We start from the raw sequence: 25660 nt of genomic DNA on the forward strand, positions 1-25660 counted from the left end.
GAGGGGGAAGGGAGTCTCATGGATTACCGCGCGCCGTCGGTGATGGCGGTGCGGGCGTTGCGGTTCTTGGCCCAGGCCTCTTCGCCCGTGCCCGGATCGATCGGCTTTTCCTTGCCGTAGGACAGGGTCTCGATGCGCGAGCCCGAGATGCCCTGGCCGACCAGGAATTCGCGGACGGCGTTGGCGCGGCGCGCGCCGAGGGCGAGGTTGTATTCGCGGGTGCCGCGTTCGTCGGCGTTGCCTTCGATGCGCACGCGCACGGCCGGATAGCGGTTCAGCCACTGGGCCTGGGCCGTCAGGGTCGGCTGGGCGTCGCTGCGGATCTCGTACTGGTCGGTGTCGAAATAGACCCGCTCGCCGATGTTGATGACGAAGTCCTGCACGGTGCCGGGCAGCGGACCCTGGTCGACCGGCGACGTCGGCGGCGCGGTCGAGGCCTCCGGCGGCTGGGCCATGGGCTGCGAAGGCGCGGTCGGGGCGACGGGGCCCGCGGGCTTCGGCCGCGAGGCGCAGGCGGCGAGCGAAGCGGCCGCCAGACCGATCAGCGCCAGTCTAGCGACGCGGTGGGTGTCGAAGCTCATCCAATTTCTCCTCAAGTCCACGGCCAAGGTTCATACTTCTTACGCGCGAAGCACTTGCGACGCGGTGCGAAAATTCACCCTGCACCTCACAATGGCGTCAGATTGTCGCACCGCCACCTCGTTTCACCTGCGGCCTGAACGCCGGATGAACGACTAAGCGGCAACGCGCGGTCACGCTCCGGGTTGCCATGCCCGAATGCATCTAATCCAGCAGCGGCGACCAGGCCGGGTCGGAGGCCGCGCCCTGGTAGGCGGCCGGCCGAAGGATCCGGCCGGTGACGTCCACCGTCCACAGCCGCGAATTGCCGCTGGAGCTTTCGCGGGCGAACATCAGCACCCGGCCGTTGGGGGCCCAGGTGGGGCCCTCGTCCAGGTAGCTGGTGGTCAGCAGGCGCTCGTCGCCGCCGTCGGCGCGCATCACCCCGATGTGGAATTCGCCGCCGGTCTGCTTGGTGAAGGCGATGAAGTCGCCGCGCGGGCTCCACACCGGCGTGGTGTAGCGGCCGCCGCCGTAGGAGATGCGGCGCACGCCGCTGCCGTCGACGTTCATCACATAGATCTGGGCCTGGCCGCCGCGGTCGGAATTGAAGACGATCTTGCTGCCGTCCGGCGAGAACGACGGCGAGGTGTCGATGGCCGGGTCGGTGGTGATCCGCGTCGAGGCCCGGCTGCGCAGGTCGAGCACATAGATGTCGCTGTTGCCGCCCTTCTCGACCGAGAAGGCCACCTTGGTGCCGTCCGGCGAGAAGCGCGGCGCGAACACCATGCCGGGGAACTTGCCGACGGTCTCGGTGCGGCCGGTCTGCAGGTTCAGCAGATAGATGCTGGAGCCCGTGGGCCGCAGCGCCATGTAGGTGATCTCCTGGCTGGTCGAGGAGAACCGCGGCGTCATGACGATATAGGAGCCGTCGGTGATGTAGCTGGGATTGGCGCCGTCCTGGTCCATCACCGCCAGGCGCTTGATCCGGGCCATCTTCGAGCCGCTCTCGGCCACGAACACCACGCGGGTGTCGAAATAGCCCTTCTCGCCGGTCAGCCGCTCATAGACCGCGTCGCTGATCTTGTGGGCCACCCGCCGCCAGTTCTCGGCGGTCGAGGTGAACTGCAGGCCCAGCAGCTGCTGCTGGCTGAAGGTGTCCCACAGGCGGAAGTCGACGCGCAGCGTGCCGTCGGCGCCGACCGTCACCTGGCCGTTGATCAGGGCCTGGGCCCCGGTCGCCTGCCAGTCGGGAAAGCGCGGCTGGACGTTGACGTCGGTCAGCTTGTCGGCGACGGCGCTCACGTCCAGCGGCTGGAACAGGCCCGAGCGCTCGAGATTGCCGCTGATGACCTGGGCGATGTCGGCCCCGCGTCCGCCGGCGCCCGAGAAGGCGGGGATGGCGACCGGCAGCGGCTTGACCGCGCCCTTGTCGATGTCGATCTCGATCTGGGCGCGGGCGACGGTGGGCGCGAGGGCGGTCATGGAGAGGGCCAGGACCGCCGCGGTCGCCAGGCCGGTGAAGACGGACTTCAGGTTCATGCTCGGTGTCCTCCCTATCGCGCCGCGCAAGCGTCGCGCGCCTTGAAGTTCAAAGTGATTTTCTGCCCGTAGAAGGTGGGCGGTAGGCCTTGGAACGGCGCCGACTGGTAAACTGCTCTAACGGCGCGATCGGCCGCCACGCGCGTCGCCGGATCGTCCACACCATCGGGCTTGGCGACAGTAACTTGTCCGACGACCGATCCAGTCGGATCGAGCGTAAAGCTTACACGCACTTGCGCTTGAGCCGCGTTCCGACAATCGGGATTCCAATTCCCCTGGATTGTGCTCGTCATTCGTTTGATCGCCACAATCTCGTGTTCGCCGATCGGGATGGGCGATTGCGAAGCGGAAGATGCGGGCCGAGCACTCGTCTCGGTAGTCGAGAACAGGCAGAGCCCCGCCAAAAGAAGCGCGGCACCCCGAATGGAAGAGCTTCCACGCATCAAAGCTACCCTCGGTTTGCGCAAGCGTCGCGCGCCTTGAAGTTCAAATTGAGTTGCGGCCCATAATAGTCGGGCGGCAAGCCCTCGAAGGGCGCCGACTGGTAAACCGCGCGGATGGCGCGATCGGCGGCGGCCTTGATCGTGGCGTTGGGCGAATTCTCGGCCCCGCCGGCCGTCACCTGGCCGACCAGGCGGCCGCCGGTCGCCAGCTTGAAGTTCACCCGCACCTGGACGTCGGCCCCGCCCTCGACCTCGCAGTTGGGATTCCAGCGGCGCTGGATCTCGTCCTTCATGCCGGCGATGGCGGCGGCCTGCAGGCCGGTCATGGCCCCGGCGCCCGGCCGGGCCTCGGTGGCGGTCTCCGGACGGGTCGGGCCCTTGGCGGCGTTGGCCTGCGGCTTGCCGGTCGACTTGGGCGTCTTGGCCAGGGTCTTTTCCAGCGAGGCGAAGAAGTCGGGCTCGGGCTTGGCCGGCTTGGGCGTCGGCGGCTTGGGAACCGGCGGCTTGGGGGTCGGGCTCGGCGACGGCGCCGCCTTCGGCGGGGTCGGCGACGGCGTCGGGGTCGGGGCGGGAACCGGGGCCGGCGGCTCGGGCGTGGCCTCGGGGACCGGCGCCTCGGTCTGGGCCGTCTGATCCTGCGGGGCCTCGGTCGCCGGCCGAACGTTGGTCGGCCCGTCGGTGACGATGGTCACCGGCACGCTTTCGCCGATGACGACCGGCTTGGACGGCTTCCACGGGCCGATCAGGATCGCGGCGGCCACCAGCACGTGCAGCGCCACCGAGCCGACCAGGGCCGGAGAAAAGTTGGTACGGTCCTCGCGACGCAGACTCACGGGCGCCCCCCCGCAATCCGCTCATCCCGGCGAATGCCGGGACCCAGATTCATCCGGAGCAACTTGTGGGTTTCACCTGGGTCCCGGCATTCGCCGGGATGAGCGGTGGAAAAACACATGGGCGCCAACCCGTCACTGCGCCGGACGCAGGGCGTCCGCGCCGGCCTTCGGCGTCGCGCCCGAGGACGGGCCGCCGGTGTCGGTCAGCAGGTTGATCTTGGCGTAGCCGGCGTTCGACAGCGCCGCCATCACCTGGGCCACGGTGGCATAGCTGGCCTTGCCGTCGGCGCGCACGAAGATCGGCTTGTCGTAGCCGTCGCCGGCGATCGCCCCGATGCGCGGCGCCAGCTCGGTGAACGGCACGGGGTTCTCGCCGACGAACACCGCCCCGTCGGCCTTGATCGACACGGTGATCGGCTCCTGCTGGTTCTGCAGGGCCGCGGCCTCGGTCTTGGGCAGCTCCAGCGGCACGCCGGCGGTCAGCAGCGGAGCGCTGATCATGAAGATGATCAGCAGCACCAGCATCACGTCGACCAGCGGGGTGACGTTGATCTCCGACAAGGCCCCCCTGCCCTTGCGGCCGCGCCGGCGGCGGCCGCGGCGGCCGCCGGTGGCGAAGGCGTCGTTCGCGGACATCGCCATCGGGTCAGACCCGCTCGCTCAGGCGGCGCTGAATGGCCGTGGACAGGTCGTCGGCGAAGTTCTCCAGCCGGCCGGCGTACTTGCCCGCGTCGGTCGAGAACTTGTTGTAGGCGATATAGGCCGGGATGGCGGCGATCAGGCCGACGGCGGTGGCGAACAGGGCCTCGGCGATCGACGGGGCGACCACCGCCAGCGAGGTGTTCTTCGAGATCGCGATGTTCTGGAAGGCGTGCATGATGCCCCAGACCGTGCCGAACAGGCCGATGAACGGCGAGGCGGTGGCGACGATGGCTAGGCTGCCCAGGCCGTCCTCGGCCTTGCTGCTCTCGCGGGCGATCAGGGTGTCGAGCATCCGGTCGATGCGCTGGATCAGGAAGGCCGCCTGGCCCTCGCCCAGCGCGCCCTTGGCCTTGGCCTCGCGCCATTCCTTCAGCGCCGCCTGCAGCATGCGCGGCAGCGCCTCGCGCGGGTTGGGCCCGGCCTGGGCGGCGACCTCCTCCAGCCCCTGGCCCGACCCGACCTGGTCCTCGAATCGGTCGGCGGCCCGGTTGGCGGCGCCGAAGCGGAACAGCTTGTCGATGATCACCGCCCACGAGCCCAGCGAGGCGAGGATCAGCCCGACCATCACCGCCTTGACCACCCAGTCGGCCTGGAGAAACAGCGAAAGAAAGGAAAAGCTCTGGGGGCCTGCGGCGTCCATGCGGGGGTCCTGCTCCGTTGGGGCGTCAGTGGGTCGTGAAAGGTGGATAGCGCACCTTGGCGCGTTCCGTTGCGCCTTACTGGCATGAAGCGGGGCAATGGTGAAACTATGACGATAGGCGGGCGATGGGGTTTTTTGCTGATCACGCGCTAAGCTTCATCCCTGCCCCGTCATCCTCGGGCGGAGGGTGGTGAAGTCAGGCGCCCGCCTCGAACCATGGCGCCAGCATCGCCACCATCTGCGCCGTCGGCTTGCGCGGCCGGCCGTCCATTGTGATGCAGACGGCCTCGACCACGGCCTGGGCGATCAGCTCGTCGCCGCGGGTGATTCTCTGGCTGACGAACAGACGGGGTCCCTTGACCCGGTCATAGGTCGTGCGCACCAGCAGGGCGTCGTCGACCCGCGCGGCGCGCTTGAAGTCGATCTCCATCCGGGTCAGGGCGAAGGCGGTGTCGACCTTGGCCATCTCGGTGTGCGAGATCCCGATCACCCGGAAGAAGTCGCTGCGCCCCCGCTCCAGATAGCGCAGGTAGTTGGCGTGGTAGACGACGCCGGTGAAGTCGGTGTCCTCGTAATAGATCCGCACCGGCAACTGGTGCTCGCGGCCGTCGACGACGCCGGCGGTGGGTTGGGGGGCGGCGGATTCTAGTTGGGTCATTGAAGCACCTGCCCGGCCTTTACGAGGTCGACGGAGGGCCGTCGGTGAGTACGAACCCGACGGTGTCGCCGCGAACCCGATCGATGACCGTCATGAAGAAGCCCGGACTTTCAAGGAAGTCGCCCAGAACCCTTTGGATCGCCTCCACACGAGTCGTCGCTTCGGGGCTCATGGCGCGCACCAACTGCACAAAGTCACGTCGACGTCCCTCCCGCCCTGCAAGGCGATCGAGCCAAGTCGGCGGCTCGCAGGCCAACGGCAGGATCAACGCCAAAGCCTCGGCCAACAATTCCGCTTCCGCGCCCCAACCCATGGCCTTCATGGCGGCCGGCGTTTCCTCAGCCCAATTCGGACAGTTGGACACTAGTTGCTCGACGCCGCCGTTGAGAATTTCCAGATAGGCCAAGCCAACCAACGCCAATAGCCTCTGAGTGTCACTCAACCGCTCCTCGTGCTCGTCGATGGCGTTCATCAGTGGCACGAGAATCCCCAGATAGATCGCTTCGTCGTTCAGGTTCCCGTCGACTTTGCCGAGCCAAGTCCGGTTGACAGGCACTGTCAGCGGTTCACTCATCCCCGAACAACCCGCCCTGCACGATCTTCGGCGCCGAGACCGGCTCCGCCAGGCCCAGGTGCAGATAGGCCTTGCCACAGGCCATGCGGCCGCGCGGGGTGCGCTGGATGAAGCCCTGCTGCATCAGATAGGGCTCAATGACGTCCTCGACGGCGTCGCGAGCCTCGGCGATGGCGTAGGCGATGGTTTCGACGCCGACCGGGCCGCCGCCATAGTTCTCGATCATCGCCCGCAGGTAGCGGCGGTCGAGGGAGTCCAGGCCGAGTTCGTCGACCTCCAGCCGGGCCAGGGCCATCCCCGCCGCCTTGCGGTCGATCACCGACGCGCCGTCGGCCGAGGCGAAGTCGCGAACCCGGCGCAGCAGCCGGCCGGCCACCCGCGGCGTGCCCCGGGCCCGGGCGGCGATCTCGGCCGCCCCGTCCTCGGCCAGGGGCGCGCCCATCTTGCGGGCGGCGCCCAGCAGCACGTGCTGCAGTTCCTTGGGGGTATAGAACTCCAGCCGGATCGGGATGCCGAAGCGGTCGCGCAGCGGCGTGGCCAGCATGCCAGCCCGGGTGGTCGCCGCCACCAGGGTGAAGGGCGCGAGATCGATGCGGATCGAGCGGGCCGAGGGGCCCTCGCCGATCACCAGGTCCAGCACGTGGTCCTCCATGGCCGGATAGAGGATCTCCTCGACGGTCGAAGGCAGGCGGTGGATCTCGTCGATGAACAGGACGTCGTTGGCTTCCAGGTTGGTCAGGATCGCCGCCAGGTCGCCGGCCTTGTTCAGCACCGGGCCGGAGGTGGCGCGGAAATTGACGCCGAGCTCGCGGGCGACGATCTGGGCCAGGGTGGTCTTGCCCAGGCCCGGCGGGCCGAACAGCAGCACGTGGTCCAGGGCCTCGCCCCGGCCCTTGGCCGCCTCGATGAAGATCCGCAGATTGCCCTTGGCCTGCTCCTGGCCGACGAACTCGGCCAGGGTCTGGGGCCGCAGGGCGCGATCGCTGGCGCCGGGGATCTGCTCGCCGTGTTGCGGTTCGCCGGAGATGATGCGGGTCACCGTCCCAGCTCCTGCAAGCCGGCCTTGATCAGCGCCTGGACCGTCGCCTCATCGCCCAGCTTGGCGGCGGCGGCCTCGACCACGCGGCGGGCGTTGACCTCGGCCACGCCCAGGCCCATCAGCGCCGCCACCGCGTCGCCGGTCGGGGCGGGCTTGGTGGGGACGGCGGACGCCGCGGCCGGCGGACCGGTCATCACCAGCCCGTCGCTGATCGGCTTGTCCTTCAGCTCGGTGACGATGCGCAGGGCCAGCTTGGGCCCGACCCCCGAGGCGCGGCCGACGGCGGCCTTGTCCTCGCGGGCCACGGCGCTCGCCAGCTCGGCCGGCGACAGCACGTCGAGCACCGCCATCGCCGCCTTGGGCCCGACCCCCTGGATGGCCTGCAGCAGCACGAAGGCCCGGCGCTCCTCGCGCGCGCCAAAGCCATAGAGCCGCAGGCCGGCGCTCTCGCTCCACTGGCTTTCAATGTGCAGCATGGTCTCGTCGCCGATCGCCGGCAGACGCTGCAGGGTGCGCGAACCGCAGCGCACGACATAGCCAACCCCCATCACGTCGATCAGCGCCTCCTCCTCGCCGATCTCGGCGACGGCGCCCCTCAGCCGCCCGATCATGCGACCCTCCGGTTGGCGATCCGCAGGTTGGCGTGGGTGATGGCCACGGCCAGGGCGTCGGCGGCGTCGGCGGTGGTCTTGCCGGCGGTCGGCAGCAGGCGGGCGATCATGAAGCCGATCTGGGCCTTGTCGGCCGCTCCGGTGCCGACCACCGCCTTCTTGACCAGGCGGGTGGAATATTCGGCGACCAGCAGGCCGGCCCGGGCCGGGGCGATCAGGGCGGCGGCGCGGGCGTGGCCCAGTTTCAGGGTCGACTGGGCGTTGGTGTTGAGGAACACCTCCTCGACCGCCGCCTCGTCGGGCCGGTGCGCCTCGATCACCGCGCAGATCCCTTCGAACAGGGCCAGCAGCCGGCTGGCGAAGTCGGCCTTCTCGTCGGGCGCGATGACCCCGTGGGCGACATGGCTCATCCGCGAGCCCTCGACGCTGAGCACGCCCCAGCCGGTGCGGCGCAGACCGGGATCGAGCCCCAGGATTCGGATCGGGATGCGATTCGCGTTCATCATGTGTTCTCGCACCATCGCCGGTTTCGGCTCCCAGGAAAAGGCGCGACTTGCCTAACGAAACCTTAAGCGGGCGGCGAACGGGAGACGGCCCGGCGCGGAGCGATTGTCAAATCATCCGACAGACGTCACAGAGCCACGGTCAAGCTTTCAGGAGACGCGTAGATGTCGGCGATCGTGTTCATGGCGGGCTTCGCGGCCGCATGGTGGGTGATGGGCGTGGGGCTGCAGGCGCCGGTCGGCCTGCTGGCGATCGGACCGATGGTCTCCGCGGCCATGATCCTGTTCGCCCGCCAGCGGTTGAAGAACGCCCCGGCCGTCTCCGGTGATACGGCCAAGCGCCGCGGCCGCATCATCGGCTGGGCCGTGGCGGGCGAAGGCGTGGCCATCGCCGTGACCAGTCACCTGCTGGTCAAGGCCGGCCTGGTCGCTTTCGTCGTCCCGGCGGTCGCGATCATCGTCGGCCTGCACTTCCTGCCGCTGGCCAAGCTGCTTTCGGTGAAGATCTACTATGTCGCCGGCGGCCTGATCACCCTGGCGGGGATCGCGGGCCTGGTGGTCGAGGCGCCGCATCGGGCGCTCTTCACCGGCCTCTCGGCGGCGGTGCTGCTGTGGCTGACCTGCGCCTACCGGCTGGTGTTCGAAGTCCGCTCGCCGACCGCCGCCGCGGCGCGCTGACGTCTCTCAGGCCTGGCGCAGGGCGGCGCGCGGCGCGCAGAACAGCCGCTCCAGCAGCAGGTCCTGGACGGCCTCGGCGTCGACGGCCACGCAGACCTCGGCGTTGGGCTCGCCCTCGACCCGCTCGATGCGGCCCAGGTGCTCGCCGTCGGTGGCCACCCGCAGCCGGGCCGGCTCGAAGCTGTAGAGCTCCGGCGCGATCAGGCTGACGGCGACGACGGCGTCGTGCGGATGGCAGCCGTTCTCCAGGCCCCAGGCCCTCTGGTGGAAGGCCATGTAGGGCCCCATCGCCCGGTTCAGCCGGGCCGACAGCGGCGTGCCGCAGGCCGAGGCTCCCGCGGCCATGCCCTGGGCCGTCAGGGTGACCCGCGACGTGACGTCCAGCGGCACGACCCGCGGCAGCACCCCCGCCTCCAGCACCCGGGCCAGGGCCTCGGCGTCGCTCCAGCTGTTGAAGTCGGCCCCGCCGGCCGCCATGCCGCGCACCGCGAAGGCCCCGGCCATCACCGTCGGCCGCCAGCCGCGAAAGGCCCCCGGATCCTCCAGCAGGCCCTGGGCCAGATTGGTCAGCGGCCCCAGGAACAACCCCGCCAGCTTGCGCCGCGCGCAATAGGCCAGCAGGCTGACCCCGTGGCCGCGGTCCATCTCCGGCAGTTTCCAGCGCTGCGAGAAACCGGCCCCGTTCAGGCCGTCGACGCCATGGGCCGGCCGCATCCGCTCGACCCGCCGCCGGGCGAGGCCCGCCCCGGCCCCGATATAGACCTCGGCCCCGCAGCCGGCGAGCCGCAGCACGCCGCGGGCGTTGGCGGCGGCCTGGTCGACATAGGTGTTGCCGAACACCGCCGAGACCGAGACGATCTCCACCGCGTCGGGCGAACGCGCCAGCATGGCCAGGGCCAGGGCGTCGTCCACGCCGCAGTCGGTGTCGATGTGCAAGCGCAACGGCATGAGCGGTAGTGTAGGCCCTTGCCGTGACGGGGAGAAGATGGCGCGACGGCGCGCTCAGTCCTTCCGTGGCGCGATCTCGAAGGCCACCACCCGCGGATCGTCCCGCAGGGCCGCCGCCAGAGTCTCGAGCGGCAGGTCGCCCCGCCCCGAGAACGGCCCGGCCAGTTCGAACGCCGCCCCGTCCTGGACCAGGCGCTGGTTCAGCCGCGCGCCCTTCAGGCCAAAGTCGTCCATCAGCCGCCGCAGCTCGGGCGCGTCGATCACCGCCTCGCGACGCGAGCGGACCGTGATCTCGGCGTAGTTCTTCTGCGGCATGTGGCGGTCCAGCCAGCGGGCGGCGCTGAGCACGGCCAGGGTCAGAATCGAACCGCCGATCGCCAGCTCATAGAGGCCGACCCCGAACAGCGTGCCCAGGGCAGAGGTGATCCACAGCGAGGCCGCCGTGGTCAGGCCATGCACTGAGGCGCCCTGCTGGAAGATCACCCCGCCGCACAGGAAGCCGACCCCGGTCAGGATGCCGTGGGCCATGCGGACCGGATCGATGCGCAGCACCGCCTCGGACGCGCCCTGCAGCCAGCTGATCTGGTGCACGGCCCCCAGCATCAGCAGGGCCGAGGCCAGAGCCACCAGCATGTGGGTGCGCAGGCCCGCGGGCCGGGCCCGATACTCCCGCTCGAACCCGATCGCGCCCCCGGCGGCCAGGGCGCCGAGGATGGGCGGAACGAGCTGGAGGGGCGTGTCCATGGAAGCAGAACGGGCGAGGGCCTCCTCTCGCTCCGCCTCCGGCGAAAACGCTAGCCCAGCTTCGCCACGTCCTCGTCGCTGATCTCTTCGTTCGAATAGACCGCCTGGACGTCGTCGTCGTCGTTGAGGGCGTCCAGCAGCTTCATCAGGGTGGCGACGGCCTCGCCGGTCACCGGCACCTGCATCTTCGGACGCCAGGCGATCTTGGTGTTGGCGGCCGGGCCGAAGCGGGCCTCCAGGGCGGCGGCGACCTCGTTGAGGCCTTCGAAGGCGGTGTAGACGGTGTGGCCCTCGCCTTCCTCGTCCATGTCGGAGACGACGTCGTCGGCGCCGGCCTCGATGGCCGCCTCCATCATCTCGTCCTCGCTGGCGACCTTGGCCGGATAGCTGATCTGGCCGACCCGGTCATAGTTGAACGCCACCGAATTGGTGGCTCCCATGTTGCCGCCCAGCTTGGTGAAATAGGAGCGGACATTGGCGGCGGCGCGGTTCTTGTTGTCGGTCAGCACCTCGACGATGATGCCGACGCCGCCGGCCGCGACGCCTTCGTAGCGGATCTCGGTATAGTCGGCCGCGTCGCCCATCTGCGACTTCTTGATCGCCCGGTCGATGACGTCCTTGGGCAGGCTCTCGGCCTTGGCGTTGTTGACCGCCAGGCGCAGGCGCGGGTTCATGTTGGGGTCGGGCAGGCCGGCCTTGGCGGCGACGGTGATTTCCCGCGACAGCTTGGAGAACAGCTTGGAGCGCGCGGCGTCGGCGCGGCCCTTGCGGTGCATGATGTTCTTGAATTTCGAGTGGCCGGCCATTCGGAGGCTCTTCTCTGACTGGAGATGGAAAGAAAGGTTGGCGGCGCTTCTAGCGTCTGGAGCGGGGTTTTGTCACCCGGCTTGCATTGATCGACGCACGTTCGGCGGGAACCTCCGCCATCGCAGATGGTTAGGGTTGAAGCCAAGCTGTCGGGCGAGGCGCGCCTGGAGACCGCATCGCGGGCTCCATCCCGGGAGAAGACGCTCATGAAGAGATCGATACTCGTCGCCATCGGCGCGACCCTGCTGGCGATCGCGCCCCTGACCGCCACCGCCCAGAGCAACGCGCCGGACCGCAACCGGCCGCCCGGCGGATCCGGTCCCGGCTACGGCGGCCCAGGCGGTCCCGGAGCCGGTCCCAACCGGCCGCCGCCGCGTCCCAACCCGACCCGGCCGTCGCCGCCCCGTCCGGGCTATGGCCACTGGAACCCCGGTTGGGGCCATCGTCCGCCGCCGCCGCCGTCGCACTGGGGCCGGCCCGGAAGCTGGTACCAGCACGTCCGCGCCTGCCAGATGCGCTATCGCAGCTACAATCCGCGCACCGACAGCTACCGACTGCGGCCCGGCGCCTGGCGTCGCTGCCGGCTGTAGGGGGTCAGCAACCAAGACCGGGGACAGGCGCATGCGCCTGTCCCCGGCCAGGTCACGCCACCTTCAGCACCACCTCGACATTGCCGCGGGTGGCCTTGGAATAGGGGCAGACCTCGTGGGCGGCGTGCAGCACCTTCTCGGCCGTCTCGCGGTCGAGCTCAGGGGCGTTGAGGGTCAGGCGCACGCCGATGTGGAAGCTGGTCTCGTCCTTGATCAGGTCGACTTCGCTGTCGAGGCTGTGCTCGCCCAGCTTGATCCCCTGGTTGCGGGCCACCAGCCCCAGGGCGCCGAGGAAGCAGGCCCCGTAGCCGGCCGCGAACAGCTGCTCGGGATTGGTGCCCTCGCCATTGCCGCCCATCGATTTGGGGTAGCCCAGCTTGACGTCGAGGTGGCCGTCGTCGGTCTTCGCGGTGCCCTGGCGTCCGCCGATCGCATGGGCGTGGGCGGTGTAGATGGCGTCGGTCATGGGGGAGCTCCTTCTGCAAAACCCCAAATGGACACCCGATGCATGACAACCGCAACACCGCCGCGAGCTTGCCTTGCGGTGACGCTTGAAACAACCTATGGGTGACATTCACACCGAGTCTCGCCATGGCGGTACAACTCCCCAATCTCTACTGGGCGCAACTGAGACAGGTCAAAGCCGCCGGCATCTACATGCGCCTCTATCGGAATCGCCTCGCCAGGCGCGTGCGGGCGATCGAGCTGATCAAGGCCGTCAGCTCAAGCGGCGCGATCGCGGGCTGGGTCGTGTGGAAGGATCTTCCATTTCTCTGGGCGGGCATTATCGCCGCCGCGCAGCTCCTTGATGCGCTCAAGGGGGTGTTTCCGTTCGCCAAGCTGCATCGGGCCGCCAGCGATCTGACGATTGCGATGGAAACCATCTGGATCGACGCGGACGCGGAATGGACCGACATCTATGCGGGCCGCCTGACCGATCAGGAGATCAGCAAAAGGCTGCAGAAGCTGCGTCGGCTTCAGTTGGACGCCGAACGCAAACATTTCCCTGAGGGTTTCGAACCCGACCCCAAGCTTGTGACCCTGGCGGAACGGGAAACCGAAGGCTATCTTAGGATCATCTTCGACGACGAGGCGGCGCCGTGAATCAGAGCGAACGCAAAGCACCCAGTTCGGGAAATCCGGTCGAGCGCGGCACGATCTTCCCGACCTTCAAGGTCAATGTTCCTATGCCGTCGGGAACCGCGCCCACCCGTCCCGCGCCTCCGCCTCAGGCCGCCGGCAAGCCCGCGCGTCGTTAGTTCCGCTCACACCGCCGGCACCGTCTCCTTCAGCCGTCCCCCCACCCGGATCGGCTCGATCCGCATCGCCAGGCCGGTGCGGTCGTCGGTCTCGACGAACACGCCGCAGACCGTGGCCGGGCCCGAGGCCGGGGTGTAGCGGCCGCCGCTGATTTTGGTGGTGAAGCGCCGCAGGGGCTCTTCCTTCTGGTTGCCGATGACGCTGTCATAGTCGGCGCAGGCCCCGGCGTCGGTCTGGTAGGCGGTGCCGCCGGGCAGGATCTGGGCGTCGGCGGTCGGCACGTGGGTGTGGGTGCCCACCACCAGCGAGGCGCGGCCGTCGCAATAGTGGCCCATGGCCATCTTCTCGGAGGTGGCCTCGCAGTGCATGTCGACCACCACCGCGTCGGCCACCTGGCCCAACGGGGCCTTGTCCAGCTCGCGGTCGGCGGCGGCGAACGGGTCGTCCATGGCGTCCATGTGCACCCGGCCCAGCAGGTTGATGACCATAATGGTTCGGCCGCCCTCGGTCTGGAACAGGTGGCTGCCCTTGCCCGGCGCGTCGGACAGGATCGGATAGTTGGCCGGCCGGATCAGCCGCGGCTCGCGGACGATGTAGGTCAGGGCCTCGCGCTGGTCCCAGCTGTGGTTGCCCAGGGTCAGGCAGTCGGCCCCGGCCTCGAACAGCTCGCGGGCGGTGTTCTCGGTGATGCCGAAGCCGGCGGCGGCGTTCTCGGCGTTGACGATCACGAACTCCAGCGAAAGCTGGCGACGCAGGGCGGGCAGGTGGTCGGCCAGGCCGTCGCGGCCCGACTTGCCGACGACGTCCCCGAAGAAGGCGAAGTGCATGGGAGATTAGTCCTTTCGGACGGCGATATACTCGCTTTCAGTCAAAATGGCGTCCAATCCTTGATCATGCGGTTCGCGGGGCAGGCCGTGGGTCTCCTGGCCGCTGTAGGCCAGGCCCAGGACGAAGACCTCGCGGCGAGCGCGCAGGGCCTCCAGCGCCCGGTCGTAATAGCCGCCGCCCTGGCCCAGGCGCCGTCCGTCGCGGTCGAAGGCCAGCAGCGGCACCACGACCAGGTCGGGCTCGACGACGGGGTGCGAGGCGTCGGGCGGCGCGCCCGGCGTCCAGCGGCGAAACACCATCTGGCCGACCTCCCCCTCGACGCTGGGGGCGGCGAGGGTCCAGCCCTGCCCCGCCAGCCAGTCGGCCAGGGGGGCCGCGTCGATCTCTGAGCCCAGGCCGATATAGAGGGAAGCCGCCTTTCCAGCCGGTTCGGGAAAGCGGGCGCTCAGCGGCCCGGCCGCCCGCTCGGCCGCCATCTTGCCGGCCTCCGGCTGCTGGCGGGCCAGTTCCTTGCGGCGGTTGCGGACCAGCAGGCGCAGGGCGGTCTTGGCGGCGGCGGGATCGGCGATCGTCATGGGGAGGTTCTAGCCGTCATCGCGCCCGTCGCGAAGCGCGGGTCCGATCGGACGGAGAGAGGAAGGTGGCGGCGCCGTGAAGAACCGTGAAGACGTTTCAATCCACTCGAACCTGTTTGTTACAGGTGGGCTCCGTGTTCCCGCAGCCACGGCCACGGGAGGGAACAGATCCCGATAGAGAGATTAAGGTCCCTGGGAATAGAAATCTTCGACGAGGGCCACAGCTGACCCGCCGCCGGTCAATATAGGGCGTCCGGCGCGCCGGCGATAGGGGGCGGCGCGTTTGTCGCGGCGTTCACCCCGCGGCCTTGCGGCGCTCCAGGATCCGATGGGCGACATAGAGCGCCGGCAGGCCCAGGCCCAGGACCCAGTGGAACAGCGAGATCGCCGGCCGCCCGGCCTCGCCGCCGTAATAGAGCAGATAGCCGCTGACGATCAGCAACAGGAAGCCGCCCAGCAGCACGCCGCCGGAGACGCGGCGGCGGTTCTGGCCCCAGCCGTTGACGACATGCACGCCCCACAGCAATCCGCCCAGCCACAGCGCCAGGAAGGCCACGGCGCCGTGGACCTTCAGCGCCCAGGGCTCGACCGGGCTCTGCTCGGGCCCGAACTCCCCCTGGCGGACGGCGAAATAGTGCAGGCCCAGCCAGACCACGCCCGAACCCCACAGCACCAGCCCCGACAGATTGACCGCCAGCCGCCGACGATGGGTCAGGCGGGCCGGCAAAGGCTTGCACATGGTCCGCTTCATGAGGCGGGCTCCCAGATTCGCCACCCTCGCGCGGCGTCGTGGCTATAGGCCCGGGCCGCGTGGCGGGCCAGGACCGGCATGGCGGCCTGCGGATCGGCCAGCACCACCTTGGTCAGGGCGTCGGCGACCATGCAGGTCGGGGCGACGACGCTGGCGAAATGGGCGGAGTCGACGCGCCGGCGGTCGCGGCCGTCGAAATGGACCGCCATGCCGAGCCTGCCGCCGCCGCTGGACGCCACCGCCCCGTCGGCCAGCTCGATGATCGCCGCCGCCTCGTCGCCGCCGGCCGCCAACCGCACCGGCTCGGCGTCGGGGCCGCTGATCCGCAGGTCGCCGCCGGCGTCGACGCAGACCTGGCGCACGCCGGCCTCGACCAGGATCGCGATCGCCCGGTCGACGGCGTAGCCCTTGGCCACGCCACCAAGGTCGAGCCAGACCGGTCGGCCCAAAGTCACGCCGTCGCCGTCCAGCCTCACGTCACGCCAGTCGCCGGTCGGCGCGAGATCGTCATCATGGACGGCGCCCGAAAGGCCGCCGGCCGCGACTGCCGCCGCGCCGAGCGTGGGGTCGAAGCGTCCGTCGGTCTCGTCCGCTAGAGCCAGAGCGAAGGCGAGCACCGCGCGGGTGCGGGCGTCGACCGCCACGGCCTGGCCAAGTCGGGCGCGCCGCAGCCGCGCCAAATCGCCGTCGGGCGCCTGGAAGCTCATCAGCTGGTGGATCCGCGCGATCTCGTCGAAGGCCCGCGCGACCGCCGCCGCGCCGATCGCCGCATCATCGAACTCCGCCCGCACCGCCACCAGGGTTCCCAGCAGCGGCCGGGCCCGTTCAATGGGCGCCGGGCGCGAGGACGAGGGCATGGGTCGACAGCAGGCGGCGCACGCCGTCGGCCACGTGCTTGGACGACAGGGTGGCGCCGGAAATGTTCTTGATGTCCTGGCCCAGCTTCAGCGCCGCGCCATGGCGCTTGCCGGTGAACTGGGCCCGCCAGGCTTGGCCGCGCACCTGGCCGCCGTAGCTTTCGCGATAGTCGAGGATCTCGACGCCCTTGACCGCGCCCGAGGCGTCCAGCGCCACGGCGAAGGTGATGAACTCGTGCTTGCCCACCACCTCGTCGAGGATGAACCAGCCGCCGTCCCGCGCCCGCCACGCCTTCACCTCGCGGCTGAGCGGCGTCTCGCCGGAATCCTTGCGGATCGCGGCGAACTGGGCGTCGGTCAGGGTGCGGAACTCCGGCTTCAGGGGCTCGCCGGGGAACATCTGGGCCTGGGCCTGCTCGACGCTCAGATAGACCGTCGCATGGGCGGCGGCCGGGGCGAGCAGGGCCAGGGGAACGAGGACGAAACGGGATTTCATGGCGCGGTGATCTCGTCAGCGATCAGAAATAGAAGCCGGCCTTCAGGCGCAGGCGGTATTTCTCGAAATCATCGGCGTTGGTGATGCCGCCGATGATGAAGCCAGGGGGCGGATTGGCGTAGTCCTTGGCCCCGTGCAACTGCTTGAGGAAGGTGGCGGTGACGAAATAGTGCTCGCCGCCATAGTGGATGTTGGGGCCGAAGTAGTAGGCGACGTTGTTGCGGTGTTCCGACTTGAACGGGTTGAGGCCGGCCCACTCGCGCTCGTTCAGCAGCTCCAGCCCGGTCGACCAGTTGGCCCGGAAACGGTAGGAGCCGGCGAGGCCGAAATTGACGTCGGTCTCCTTGTCCCAGTGGTCGTTCAGCTCCACGCTGCCCGGATCCGCGCCGGGGTCGCCCTGCAGATAGCGCCACTCCTGGCCGACGGTCAGGTTGGCGGCCAGCACCACCCGGTCGTCGTGGAAGTTTTTCTGCAGGATGGCGCGCGATTCCAGTTCGCGGGTGCGTGGCCCGATGGTCGGCTCGATATAGACCGCAAAGCCGACCGGGGCGGTGTAGGGGCTGGCCAGACGATAGATCAGCTCGCCGGAGATCCCCTCGAACCGGCCGCGCTTCATGCGCTTGTCGGGATCCGTCGAATAGTCGGCGAAGATTTCGGGCGGGGCGGTCAGGCCGTCGGGGTCGTTATGATAGACGTCGGCATAGGCCAGGTTCAGATAGGCCGAGGCCTGCAGCCGGTCGGTCAGGCCGTAGGAGAACTCGGTGCGCGCCTGCAAGACGTGGAAGTCGCCGTTGCTGCGGCCTTCGCGCAGGGTCGCCCACTGCTCGATCTCCTTCTGGCCCTTGGGCAGGACGTCGGTGGTGTAGACGTAGCCGAACAGCGGCTCGTCGGCGTGGGCGACGCCCGCGACGGCCGCGCAGGCCAGGGCGAGGGCCAAACTGCGGGCCTTGAAGGCGTCAAAGATCGACATGAACATCCGTTGCGAACGACAATAAGAATTGTTCGCATCTATCGGCCTTGCGCCAGGCCTCGTCAAGGCGCGGCTCCGCCCGGAGAATTCGCCAGGTTGGGGGCTAGCCCTGGACCAGCGCCTCGATCTTCTCCGACGCCGCGTCCAGGGCCTTGATGGCGCGGATCTCGACGCGGGTCTGCTCGGTCTGCAGGCGCGCCAGTTCCGACTGAGCGTGGGCCAGGCGCAGCTTGAGATCCGACAGCTCGTCGGCCAGCAGCAGGGCGCCCATCAGGAACAGCCGGGTCTCGCCCAGCTGGCCGACGTCGGCGCTGACCTGGCGGACCTGGCGGTCGAACAGACGGGCGATCTCCAGCAGGTGGGCTTCCTGCCCGTCCTCGCAACCGACGGTGTAGGGGCGGCCGTTCACCTGGATGGTCAGCTGGGCCATGGCTCAGGCCTCCCTTTCCGGACGGTCCAGAGGGGCGCCGAACAGGTCCTGGCCCTCGTCGTCGCGCGCCTCGTCCTCGTCGTCGTGCACGCCCTCGGAGATCAGGGTCTCGTCGCCCAGGGCGGCGCGGATCTCGGCGATCGCCCGGCCCAAGGCCTCGGAGGCCTGCTCGCCGGCCTCCTCCAACGCCCGCTCGCGGGCCCGGGCGGTTTCCAGCTCGGCGGCCAGCTGCAGGGCCTTGGCCTCGGCGTCGGCGTCGAACAGGCCGGCCGGCGCGTGCTGGGCCGACTCGCCCGTCGCGGCGTCGGACGTCGGCGTCGGCGTCGGCCGGGCGGCGCGCTCGGCGGTGATCTTCTGCTCCAGCTGGGCCACGGCGCGCTCCAGGCGGCGCGCGGCGAGCTCGAGGGCGTTCCCTTCGCCCGGGGTCATCGGCATCGTCCCATCATGCGGCGCAACATATAGACTGCTGCCCGCTTCGCCACCCGCCATGGCGACAATTGGGCGATGAAACGCTTCGGATAACAATAGGTCATGCGATGTGAGCGGTCCCCCGCGTCCATAGGGGTTGACTTCCCCGCCCCGCACCGCAAAACCCCCTGCAAAATCAAGGAACGTCGGTCGCCTCGGCCGAACGATCGTTAGGAGAAAGACCTCATGGCTCTTCGCGTCGCCATCAACGGCTTCGGCCGGATCGGACGTCTCGTCCTGCGCTCCATCGCCGAGCATGGCCGCCGTGACATCGAGGTCGTCGCCATCAACGACCTGGGCCCCGTCGAAACCAACGCCCACCTGCTGCGCTACGACAGCGTCCACGGCCGCTTCCCCGGCACGGTCACGTCCGGCGAGGACTGGATCGACGTCGGGATGGGCAAGATCAAGGTCACGGCGATCCGCAACCCGGAAGAGCTGCCGCACAAGGACCTCAACGTCGACATCGCCTTCGAGTGCACCGGCATCTTCACCGCCCGCGACAAGGCCGCCCTGCACCTGAAGGCCGGGGCCAAGCGCGTTCTCGTGTCCGCCCCCGCCGACGGGGCCGACAAGACCATCGTCTACAAGGTCAACCACGACGTCCTGACCGCCGACGACATCGTCGTCTCCAACGGCTCGTGCACCACCAACGCCCTGGCCCCGGTGGCCAAGGTGCTGCACGACCTGGTCGGCATCGAGCGCGGCTACATGACCACGATCCACAGCTACACCGGCGACCAGCCGACGCTGGACACCATGCACAAGGACCTCTACCGCGCCCGCGCCGCGGCCCTGTCGATGATCCCCACCTCGACCGGCGCCGCCAAGGCCCTGGGCCTGGTGCTGCCGGCCCTGAAGGGCAAGCTGGACGGCAGCTCGATCCGCGTGCCGACCCCCAACGTCTCGGTCATCGACCTGAAGGTCGTGCCGTCGCGCGACACCACGGTCGACGAAGTCAACGCCGCCCTGAAGGCCGCCGCCGACGGCGACATGAACGGCGTGCTGTTCACCACCACCGACCCGCTGGTGTCGTCGGACCTGAACCACATCGCCGCCAGCTCGACGGCCGCCCTGCCCCAGACCCAGGTCATCGAAGGCAAGCTGGTCCGCGTGCTCAGCTGGTACGACAACGAATGGGGCTTCGCGACCCGGATGGCCGATACGGCCCTGGTGATGGCGAAGTTCCTGTAAGGCGCGTTGGGGGAGTTGGTCATGTCGGAGACGGCCGCTCCTCCAACCATCGGCGTCCCCTATGTTCCGTCACCGGCCCAGCCGGTGACGGAATGGAGCGCGGCGATCTATCAAGAATTCCAAGATTGGCCGACCACCAAGTCGGGAGACTGGGAGTGGTGGGATCCGGACCACCTAGTTCTCCGGATCGGGTCGCATCTCGGCGCGGCGACTGAGGAGGTGTTCATCAGCACCTCTGACGACGAATTGACCGTCGCCTTCGGCAATTGGCACACTCACCTGCCAGACGACGGCGTCTACGATGACACAGACTCTTTCAGAGCGGCAAACGCGGCGAAAGAGCTGATTGGCGACTGGTTGGCAGGAAAGGTCGCGACTGCGGTCTACTTCAGCGCCACCGACGGGTGGTGCGGATCCAAGTTCCTCGAAAATCCTGACGACCGCGAATATCTGGCCGATATCGCGTCGATCGAAAGCTTCAACCCCACGCGAGTCGAAGTACGAAGAGCACGAAAAGCCGACTGGCGTTTCTTCGATATCGTCGACGGACACCTACAAGAGGCGCCCCAAAAGCCTGGGCGCGAGCTCAAACCGTAAGAGACACACCCATGCCCTTCCGCACCCTCGACACCGCCGATCTCGCCGGCAAGCGCGCCCTGGTCCGGGTGGACTTCAACGTGCCGGTCGATGGCGGCAAGATCACCGACGACACCCGGCTGCGCGCGGCGTTGCCGACCATTCACTACCTGTCACTGAAGGGCGCCAAGGTGGTGCTGCTGGCCCACTTCGACCGGCCCAAGGGCAAGGTGGTCCCCGAAATGAGCCTGGCCTTCGTCGCCGAGCCGCTGAGCAAGCTGCTGGAGCAGCCGGTGGCCTTCGCGGGCGACTGCGTCGGCCCGGCCGCGGCCGAAATCGTCAATGCGATGGAGAACGGCGGCGTGGCCCTGCTGGAGAACGTCCGCTTCCACGCCGGCGAAGAGAAGAACGACGCCGCCTTCGCCGCCCAGCTGGCCGCGAACGGCGATCTCTATGTCAACGACGCCTTCAGCGCCGCCCACCGCGCCCACGCCTCGACCGAAGCCCTGGCCCGCCTACTGCCGGCCTATCCGGGCCTGGCCATGCAACGCGAACTCGACGCCTTGGACGCCGCCCTGGGCAACCCCAAGAAGCCGGTGCTGGGCATCGTCGGCGGCTCCAAGGTCTCGACCAAGCTCGACCTGCTCAACAATCTGGTCGCCAAGCTGGACCGCCTGGCGATCGGCGGCGGCATGGCCAACACCTTCCTGTTCGCCCAGGGCCATGACGTGGGCGGCAGCCTCTGCGAGAAGGACCTGGCCGACACCGCCCGCCAGATCATCGCCACCGCAGAAAAGAGCGGCTGCGAGCTGCTGCTGCCGATCGACGTGGTGGTGGCCAAGAAGGTCGCCCCCGGCGTCGACGCCCAGACCCGCGACCTGGGCGCCGTCGAGGCCGACGACCTGATCCTCGACGCCGGCCCGAAAAGCGCCCAGCGCCTGATCGACGCCATGAATTCGAGCAATACCCTGATCTGGAACGGCCCTTTGGGCGTTTTCGAGGTGCCGCCGTTCGACGAAGCGACCGTTTCGGCGGCAAAACACGCCGCCAAACTCGCCAAGTCGGGTAAGATCGTGGCGGTGGCGGGCGGCGGTGATACCGTGTCGGCGCTGAACCACGCTGGCGTCGTCGGCGATTTCACCTTCGTCTCGACCGCCGGCGGCGCGTTCCTGGAATGGATGGAGGGCAAGACGCTTCCGGGCGTCGCCGCCCTGGAGGTCTAGGAGGAAACACCAACTTCCGCCCGCCTCGGCGCCAGCCGGGGCCATGCGGGCCCGCTCAGTTGGAAGTCCCGGCCTTCACCGGGAGAGCGGAACAGGCGACCCGGGCAAAGAACGCAAAAGCGTCAGAGCCCCAACAACAAGAAATCACCCAAACACTTCACGCTTGCAGGAGAACACCACGTGGCGAGGATCACGCTAAGACAGTTGCTGGACCATGCGGCGGAGCACGACTACGCCCTGCCCGCCTTCAACATCAACAACATGGAGCAGGGCCTGGCGATCATGGAAGCGGCGGAAGCCGTGGACTCGCCGGTCATCATCCAGGCGTCGCGCGGAGCGCGGAACTACGCCAACGACATCATGCTGGCCCGGATGATCGACGCCCTGGCCGAGATCTATCCCAACATCCCGGTGTGCATGCACCAGGACCACGGCAACGGCCCGGCCACCTGCGCCACGGCGATCCAGTACGGCTTCACCTCGGTGATGATGGACGGCTCGCTGATGGAGGACGCCAAGACCCCCGCCACCTACGAGTACAATGTCGAGGTCACCCGCAAGGTGGTCGAGATGGCGCATAGCTGCGGCGTATCCGTCGAGGGCGAGCTGGGCGTGCTCGGGTCGCTTGAGAGCGGCATGGGCGAGGCCGAGGACGGCCACGGCTTCGAGGGCGTGCTCAGCCATGACGAGCTGCTGACCAACCCGGACCAGGCGGTCGACTTCGTCCAGGCCACCGGCGTCGACGCCCTGGCCATCGCCATGGGCACCAGCCACGGGGCCTACAAGTTCACCCGCAAGCCGGACGGCGACGTCCTGGCCATGCATGTGATCGAGGAGATCCACCGCCGCCTGCCCAACACCCACCTGGTGATGCACGGCTCGTCCAGCGTTCCGCAGGACCTGCAGGACATCATCAACCAGTACGGCGGCGAGATCCCCCAGACCTGGGGCGTACCGGTCGAGGAGATCCAGCGCGGCATCAAGCACGGCGTGCGCAAGGTCAATGTCGACACCGACAACCGCCTGGCGATCACCGGCGCGATCCGCAAGATCCTGGTCGAAAAGCCCGGCGAGTTCGATCCGCGCGCCTATCTGAAGCCGGCCAAGGAGGCCATGCGCAAGGTCTGCCAGGCCCGCTTCGTCGAGTTCGGCTCGGCCGGCCACGCCGGCAAGATCCGCGCCCTGCCGACCGCGACCATGGCCAAGCGCTATGTCTCCGGCGAGTTGAACCCCAAGTTCGGCACGGTCAAGACCAAGGCGGCGGCGGCTTAAGAACCGCAGCGTTCGTCGAGATGACGAGGCCTCCCAGGGCGACCTGGGAGGCCTTGTTCGTTGGACGGCGCCTTGGAGGGAAGGCGGGAAGAGGTGCGAGAGGCGAGCCTCTAGACCAGCGCCTTGCGGGCGGCTTCCCAGTACTGCGCGCCGGTGACCAGGGTCACCACCGCGGCGACCCACAGCAGGGCGTGGGTCGCCAGGCTGGCCGGGCCGAACACCCTCGGCTCGTTGGGCAGGCCGAAGGCGCTCCACGAGACCAGGATCAGCTCGGCCCCGATCGCCACCAGCTGCAGGGTGGTCTTCCACTTGGCCAGCAGGGTGACGGGCAGCTTGATCCCCTTGCCGGCCCCGACCTCGCGCAGGGCGCTGACGGCGAATTCGCGGAACAGGATCAGGCCGGCGGGCAGGATGACCAGCGGGTTGGGCCCCAGGGCCATCAGCCCCAGCAGGGCGCCGCAGACCAGGATCTTGTCGCCGATCGGATCGAGGATCGCGCCCCAGACGCTGACCGCGTCCAGCTTGCGGGCCAGCCAGCCGTCGAAGAAATCGGTCACCGCCGCCACCACGAACGCCCAGAACGCCCAGCGCTGCAGCGAAAACTGCTGCTCGGCGCTCAGCTGGTCGCTCAGCCCCGGCACCCCGCCGGCCGCCGCAGCCAGGGCCACGAACATGAACAGGGCGATGACCAGCCGGGCGGAGGTCAGGATGTTGGGCAGGGCTTTCATGGCGCCGGTTCTAACGCATGAACGCGGCGAAGGGCTATGGGGGCGGCGCTCAACGCTCGCTAATGTCGGCCTCGTCCGGCGCGTCGGCGGCCGGTGTCAGCCGATAGGCTCCGGCTAGCGTGCGCAACAGGACACTGCCATCGGGGCGACGCTTGAAGACCCATTCATCGGCCCGCCGCCCTCCCGCCCATTGCTCGATCCGCGCCTCGGTCTTGGTCCAGCGCTTGAAGCGATATTCCATGCGCAGATCGCCGGGGATCTCCACGGGCTTTTCCTCGAACACGAAGGCTTCGATGCGGCTCACGGCGCGTCCTGAAAGGAAGGTCACGGCGCTGAAGACGTAGGTGTTCTTGACGTTGACGACTCCGGCGCCTGGGCCAGAACCGCCAGGACCCTGGCTATAGGGGTGGGCGCAGAGATAGCCCAACGGCGGTTCCGCGTACTTGAAGCACCAGATGTCGAAGCCCTGGGCCTGGCCGGGTAGTCCGAAAGTTCCGGCGTAGTAGCCCGGCGCTCCCGTCCGAAGCAGGGGCTTGGACTTGCCCGGCTCCGAGTTCTCGGTGAGCACGGCGGTTCGATTATAGGCGAAGGGGAAGGCGACGATCACCCCGCCCGGCTTGACGCGAGCGGCGGGTGTCGGCTTTTCGCCCGCCAGTCGATAGGGGGCCACAGGCCGCGGTCGCGACGGGGCGCCGTAGACGACAAAGGCCGAGGTCGAGGGGGGAGATGAGGGAGTGGTCACCGGCGGCTGAGGCGTGATGCTCGCGTCCAACCCCGAGGGCGGGTTGGATTGAACCTGGGCGGCCGATGGCGACAGGTCGATCGAAAAGGCGGCCGCCAGGGCCAAGGTCGCGGTCATGCCGCGAAGCATCTTGGACATTCAGTTTTCCCCATGGATCGTGTCGCGAACTAGCTGGATGTTCGGTCTATGGCGCCGCCGCGCTCACCTCGACGCGGTTCGACGCGCCGGCCGCCGGCGTCAGCCAATAGTCGCCGGCCAGGGTCTCCAGTTTCGCCCGGCCATCGGAATTCAGCGGCAGCGACAGGATACTCGCCCGCCGGCCACCGGCCAGTTCTTCAATCTGAACCTCGGTCTTCGTCCAGCGCCGGAAGCGGTATTCCAGGTGCAGGTCGCCGGGGATGTCGACGAATTTCTCTTCGAAGCGGGGTGCGTTGGCGTAGTTGAATGTTCCAGATGACGACGCGAAGCTGGTGATCACGTAGGGATTGATGTTGGGCAAGATGACCGCCAGCTTTGCGAAGACCATCACGCAGACTGCCTTGGCCGGAGCGGTGGTCGGCGACGGCAGGAAACACCAAACCTCTCCGCTCGCCTTGGCCAAACTCCAATAGAAGGTTCCGGCATAGAAGCCCGGGCTGCCCGCCGGCGCCATTACGCCTTTGACCCAGATGCTGAAGCCGGTGAGGTCGGCGCTCAGCACCGCAGTCCGATTGAAGGCGAACGGGAAGGCTAGGATGGTCTCCCCCGGAGCGACGCTTGAGACAGGTTTCGGTAGGGCGCCTGCCACGCGGCGCGGTAGGGCCGGCTTCCTGAGGCCTCCGGGCGTCCTGGTCCCTTCCGGCTCAAAGACGACCGGAACGATCACCTTGCCGGCCGCACCCCCGACCGGCGCTTTCCGGATCAGGCCGGCCTTGGCCATCTTCAGCGCGGCGGCGCCGAAGTCCCAGCCCTCGGGCGCCTCGCTGAGCAGCGCGCAGTCGCTCAGCCCACCTTGCGGGTCGGCCGTGCATGAGAGCAGGGCGCTGCCGCCCTTCTCCATGCGCTGAGCGCGGTCGGGATAGTAGTGGGCCGGATCAGGATCCTTCGGAGACATGGCCAAATCCAGCGGAGCCTGGGGCTCTAGCTGCGTGTCGAAGGCTGAGGCCTCTTGTGCTTGCGCGCTATTGGCGACGATCAACCACAGAACAACGACGAGAACAGGACGCGGATCGAACATTGGACAATTCCCCCAAGGCAGCGCTAGCAGATCCGCGCAACCTGAGGAAGGTGCTGCCGCCCTTCCCTGGAGACCGTTGCTCTTGCACGGGCATGCCGCATGTAGCTTGAACGGCGGTCGGATTTGTTCGCGAGGGAAGCGGCCAGGCCTTGGAAGGGGTTGTTTCTTGCGTCGGCTCGGTTGACGCGGAGGTTTCCGAACGCC

Annotated in this window: 32 protein-coding genes; 7 read left to right on the forward strand and 25 right to left on the reverse strand. The window is 68.5% G+C overall.

Annotation, left to right across the window (positions count from 1 at the left end; all coding sequences use genetic code 11):
- Positions 1-23: 23 nt before the first annotated feature.
- The 10 genes from pal to ruvC form a co-directional block, all read right to left on the reverse strand.
- Positions 24-596, reverse strand: a complete 573-nt coding sequence (gene pal, locus ACIPQB_RS18485; protein WP_446486819.1) for a peptidoglycan-associated lipoprotein Pal — start codon at positions 594-596, stop codon at positions 24-26.
- Between the two features lie 187 nt (positions 597-783).
- Positions 784-2043, reverse strand: coding sequence for a Tol-Pal system beta propeller repeat protein TolB (gene tolB, locus ACIPQB_RS18490; protein ID WP_446486820.1), 1260 nt, complete (start codon positions 2041-2043; stop codon positions 784-786).
- Between the two features lie 505 nt (positions 2044-2548).
- The gene (locus ACIPQB_RS18495) at positions 2549-3376 is read right to left on the reverse strand and encodes an energy transducer TonB (protein ID WP_446486725.1); all 828 of its coding nucleotides are present in this window, start codon (positions 3374-3376) and stop codon (positions 2549-2551) included.
- A 132-nt stretch (positions 3377-3508) separates the two neighbouring features.
- On the reverse strand, positions 3509-4018 hold the full coding sequence (locus ACIPQB_RS18500; protein ID WP_446486726.1) for an ExbD/TolR family protein: 510 nt from the start codon (positions 4016-4018) through the stop codon (positions 3509-3511).
- A 4-nt stretch (positions 4019-4022) separates the two neighbouring features.
- Positions 4023-4718, reverse strand: coding sequence for a protein TolQ (gene tolQ / locus ACIPQB_RS18505; protein ID WP_446486727.1), 696 nt, complete (start codon positions 4716-4718; stop codon positions 4023-4025).
- Between the two features lie 196 nt (positions 4719-4914).
- On the reverse strand, positions 4915-5376 hold the full coding sequence (locus tag ACIPQB_RS18510) for a YbgC/FadM family acyl-CoA thioesterase (RefSeq protein WP_446486728.1): 462 nt from the start codon (positions 5374-5376) through the stop codon (positions 4915-4917).
- Between the two features lie 19 nt (positions 5377-5395).
- Positions 5396-5950, reverse strand: a complete 555-nt coding sequence (locus ACIPQB_RS18515; protein WP_446486729.1) for a DMP19 family protein — start codon at positions 5948-5950, stop codon at positions 5396-5398.
- Positions 5943-6989, reverse strand: a complete 1047-nt coding sequence (ruvB, locus tag ACIPQB_RS18520) for a Holliday junction branch migration DNA helicase RuvB (protein WP_446486730.1) — start codon at positions 6987-6989, stop codon at positions 5943-5945. The genes ACIPQB_RS18515 and ruvB overlap by 8 nt, the downstream gene beginning before the upstream one ends.
- Positions 6986-7600 (reverse strand): Holliday junction branch migration protein RuvA, encoded by a 615-nt coding sequence (ruvA, locus tag ACIPQB_RS18525; RefSeq protein WP_446486731.1) that lies wholly within the window; start codon positions 7598-7600, stop codon positions 6986-6988. The genes ruvB and ruvA overlap by 4 nt, the downstream gene beginning before the upstream one ends.
- A complete protein-coding gene (gene ruvC / locus ACIPQB_RS18530) occupies positions 7597-8118 on the reverse strand; it encodes a crossover junction endodeoxyribonuclease RuvC (RefSeq protein WP_446486821.1) in 522 nt (173 codons plus the stop codon). The genes ruvA and ruvC overlap by 4 nt, the downstream gene beginning before the upstream one ends.
- Positions 8119-8268: 150 nt before the next feature.
- Here ruvC and ACIPQB_RS18535 point away from each other — a divergent pair, with 150 nt between their 5' ends.
- Complete coding sequence (locus ACIPQB_RS18535) at positions 8269-8781, forward strand: hypothetical protein (RefSeq protein WP_446486732.1); 513 nt, start codon at positions 8269-8271, stop codon at positions 8779-8781.
- Positions 8782-8787: 6 nt separating this feature from the next.
- On the opposite strand, the gene ACIPQB_RS18540 is transcribed toward ACIPQB_RS18535, so the two are convergent.
- Genes ACIPQB_RS18540 through ACIPQB_RS18550 form a run of 3 tightly spaced genes read right to left on the reverse strand, consistent with a single transcriptional unit; the run spans position 8788 to position 11279 of the window.
- Positions 8788-9729, reverse strand: a complete 942-nt coding sequence (locus tag ACIPQB_RS18540; RefSeq protein ID WP_446486733.1) for a nucleoside hydrolase — start codon at positions 9727-9729, stop codon at positions 8788-8790.
- A gap of 54 nt (positions 9730-9783) precedes the next feature.
- On the reverse strand, positions 9784-10473 hold the full coding sequence (locus ACIPQB_RS18545; protein WP_446486734.1) for an MgtC/SapB family protein: 690 nt from the start codon (positions 10471-10473) through the stop codon (positions 9784-9786).
- A 50-nt stretch (positions 10474-10523) separates the two neighbouring features.
- On the reverse strand, positions 10524-11279 hold the full coding sequence (locus ACIPQB_RS18550) for a YebC/PmpR family DNA-binding transcriptional regulator (RefSeq protein WP_446486735.1): 756 nt from the start codon (positions 11277-11279) through the stop codon (positions 10524-10526).
- Positions 11280-11486: 207 nt separating this feature from the next.
- On the opposite strand from ACIPQB_RS18550, the gene ACIPQB_RS18555 reads away from it, so the two are divergent.
- Positions 11487-11870 (forward strand): BA14K family protein, encoded by a 384-nt coding sequence (locus ACIPQB_RS18555; protein ID WP_446486736.1) that lies wholly within the window; start codon positions 11487-11489, stop codon positions 11868-11870.
- Positions 11871-11922: 52 nt separating this feature from the next.
- On the opposite strand, the gene ACIPQB_RS18560 is transcribed toward ACIPQB_RS18555, so the two are convergent.
- Positions 11923-12336 carry an organic hydroperoxide resistance protein gene (locus ACIPQB_RS18560; protein WP_446486737.1) on the reverse strand — a complete coding sequence of 138 codons (414 nt, stop codon included), beginning with the start codon at positions 12334-12336 and terminating at the stop codon, positions 11923-11925.
- Positions 12337-12461: 125 nt separating this feature from the next.
- Between ACIPQB_RS18560 and ACIPQB_RS18565 the strand changes: the two genes are divergently transcribed.
- Positions 12462-12974, forward strand: coding sequence for a hypothetical protein (locus ACIPQB_RS18565; RefSeq protein WP_446486738.1), 513 nt, complete (start codon positions 12462-12464; stop codon positions 12972-12974).
- A gap of 161 nt (positions 12975-13135) precedes the next feature.
- Here the strand turns inward: ACIPQB_RS18565 and ACIPQB_RS18570 are convergent, their stop codons facing one another.
- From ACIPQB_RS18570 to ACIPQB_RS18605, 8 genes are all read right to left on the reverse strand, one after another.
- Positions 13136-13957, reverse strand: a complete 822-nt coding sequence (locus ACIPQB_RS18570; RefSeq protein ID WP_446486739.1) for a TIGR00282 family metallophosphoesterase — start codon at positions 13955-13957, stop codon at positions 13136-13138.
- 6 nt (positions 13958-13963) lie between these two features.
- Positions 13964-14533 carry a 5-formyltetrahydrofolate cyclo-ligase gene (locus ACIPQB_RS18575; RefSeq protein WP_446486740.1) on the reverse strand — a complete coding sequence of 190 codons (570 nt, stop codon included), beginning with the start codon at positions 14531-14533 and terminating at the stop codon, positions 13964-13966.
- Positions 14534-14828: 295 nt separating this feature from the next.
- Positions 14829-15284, reverse strand: coding sequence for a hypothetical protein (locus ACIPQB_RS18580; RefSeq protein ID WP_446486741.1), 456 nt, complete (start codon positions 15282-15284; stop codon positions 14829-14831).
- A complete protein-coding gene (locus tag ACIPQB_RS18585; protein ID WP_446486742.1) occupies positions 15281-16141 on the reverse strand; it encodes an FAD:protein FMN transferase in 861 nt (286 codons plus the stop codon). The genes ACIPQB_RS18580 and ACIPQB_RS18585 overlap by 4 nt, the downstream gene beginning before the upstream one ends.
- Positions 16110-16637, reverse strand: a complete 528-nt coding sequence (locus ACIPQB_RS18590) for an FMN-binding protein (RefSeq protein ID WP_446486743.1) — start codon at positions 16635-16637, stop codon at positions 16110-16112. Before ACIPQB_RS18590 ends, ACIPQB_RS18585 begins: the two co-directional genes overlap by 32 nt.
- A gap of 22 nt (positions 16638-16659) precedes the next feature.
- Positions 16660-17607: a DUF6662 family protein gene (locus ACIPQB_RS18595; protein WP_446486744.1), complete on the reverse strand. Its 948-nt coding sequence runs from the start codon at positions 17605-17607 to the stop codon at positions 16660-16662.
- A 103-nt stretch (positions 17608-17710) separates the two neighbouring features.
- On the reverse strand, positions 17711-18037 hold the full coding sequence (locus ACIPQB_RS18600) for a cell division protein ZapA (protein WP_057184841.1): 327 nt from the start codon (positions 18035-18037) through the stop codon (positions 17711-17713).
- A gap of 3 nt (positions 18038-18040) precedes the next feature.
- Positions 18041-18466, reverse strand: coding sequence for a hypothetical protein (locus ACIPQB_RS18605; RefSeq protein ID WP_446486745.1), 426 nt, complete (start codon positions 18464-18466; stop codon positions 18041-18043).
- A gap of 225 nt (positions 18467-18691) precedes the next feature.
- On the opposite strand from ACIPQB_RS18605, the gene gap reads away from it, so the two are divergent.
- From gap to fba, 4 genes are all read left to right on the forward strand, one after another.
- Entirely contained in the window at positions 18692-19699 is a 1008-nt protein-coding gene (gene gap, locus ACIPQB_RS18610; protein WP_446486746.1) for a type I glyceraldehyde-3-phosphate dehydrogenase, read from the forward strand.
- 21 nt (positions 19700-19720) lie between these two features.
- Positions 19721-20296: a hypothetical protein gene (locus tag ACIPQB_RS18615; RefSeq protein ID WP_446486747.1), complete on the forward strand. Its 576-nt coding sequence runs from the start codon at positions 19721-19723 to the stop codon at positions 20294-20296.
- Between the two features lie 11 nt (positions 20297-20307).
- Complete coding sequence (locus ACIPQB_RS18620; RefSeq protein WP_446486748.1) at positions 20308-21498, forward strand: phosphoglycerate kinase; 1191 nt, start codon at positions 20308-20310, stop codon at positions 21496-21498.
- 180 nt (positions 21499-21678) lie between these two features.
- On the forward strand, positions 21679-22770 hold the full coding sequence (gene fba, locus ACIPQB_RS18625) for a class II fructose-bisphosphate aldolase (RefSeq protein ID WP_446486749.1): 1092 nt from the start codon (positions 21679-21681) through the stop codon (positions 22768-22770).
- 110 nt (positions 22771-22880) lie between these two features.
- Here fba and pgsA read toward each other — a convergent pair whose 3' ends face one another.
- From pgsA to ACIPQB_RS18640, 3 genes are read right to left on the reverse strand one after another with little or no spacing between them, the layout of a single operon-like run.
- Positions 22881-23498 (reverse strand): CDP-diacylglycerol--glycerol-3-phosphate 3-phosphatidyltransferase, encoded by a 618-nt coding sequence (gene pgsA / locus ACIPQB_RS18630; RefSeq protein ID WP_446486750.1) that lies wholly within the window; start codon positions 23496-23498, stop codon positions 22881-22883.
- Between the two features lie 49 nt (positions 23499-23547).
- Complete coding sequence (locus ACIPQB_RS18635; protein ID WP_446486751.1) at positions 23548-24378, reverse strand: hypothetical protein; 831 nt, start codon at positions 24376-24378, stop codon at positions 23548-23550.
- A gap of 46 nt (positions 24379-24424) precedes the next feature.
- Positions 24425-25456, reverse strand: coding sequence for a TonB family protein (locus ACIPQB_RS18640; RefSeq protein WP_446486752.1), 1032 nt, complete (start codon positions 25454-25456; stop codon positions 24425-24427).
- Positions 25457-25660: the final 204 nt, after the last annotated feature.

It is taken from the genome of Caulobacter sp. LARHSG274 (assembly GCF_052871235.1).